The organism is Halorubrum sp. Atlit-26R, from assembly GCF_003666015.1.
In the GTDB taxonomy this organism is placed as follows: domain Archaea; phylum Halobacteriota; class Halobacteria; order Halobacteriales; family Haloferacaceae; genus Halorubrum.
This window is the reverse complement of sequence record NZ_QPLT01000194.1, coordinates 1-763: the sequence shown is the minus strand read 5'-3', so window position 1 is coordinate 763 and position 763 is coordinate 1. Positions and strand designations below refer to the sequence as shown.

Genomic DNA, 763 nt, shown 5'->3' with positions numbered 1-763 from the left:
CTATGGGACATTCATCGGTTTCAAACAGCACCGCGACGGTAACCTGTACTTCTGTTCCTGCGCAAGAGAAGCTATTGAGAACTTCCTGAGATATGAACAGAGAAACTCAGATACCTCATCATACAGCGTCTCACCGGAGAAAGTTGTTGAAGACGATTTCCCTGAAGAATTCAGAATACACGTTGAAAACGCCGAAATTGATAATATTCGAGAGACAATCGGCATCGCAAATTTCGAAGACCGGATTTGTCACAAGTGTAACGATGTCGTCCCGAACCGCCGGTATTCTCATGAAATGTATGGAACAGTGTTCGACCAGAATTATGGATGGTACGTGAACCAGAAGAAATGCGAGTACGGTCTTCCCGAGAGTACACTCCGGTCGGGATTTGCCGGGGAATTTCTCAACTGTCTTCCGGAAGACGTGATTGATATTGTTGATGCGGACGGAAAAGACGAGCTTGAAGCGAAAGCAGCCCGGTTCGCAGCACTCACTCAGAAACGTTCACAGCGGAGAGAGACTATCCGATCCGTGCAACGAGCCGAGACTAATGCGATACGGGATAAGCAACAATCAGGGGAACTATCGTTCGATGAAGCGCGTGAGCGGAGACGAGAGCTCAAAAATAAATACGATGTGGGGCAGTTGCTTCCCGAGGAAGAGCACACAGAATGGAATCGGCTCCAGGATGAATTGGGTGAATACGTGCGGACGATCGCGGAAGCTGCAGGAAACGAAGTCCGGCGCGCTGTCGGTCATTAA

Annotated in this window: 1 protein-coding gene; it reads left to right on the top strand. The window is 49.1% G+C overall.

Features of this window, described 5'->3' with window-relative positions:
• Nucleotides 1-763: hypothetical protein (locus DVK07_RS22945; RefSeq protein WP_199719663.1), on the top strand; the 763-nt coding region annotated here is incomplete at its 5' end.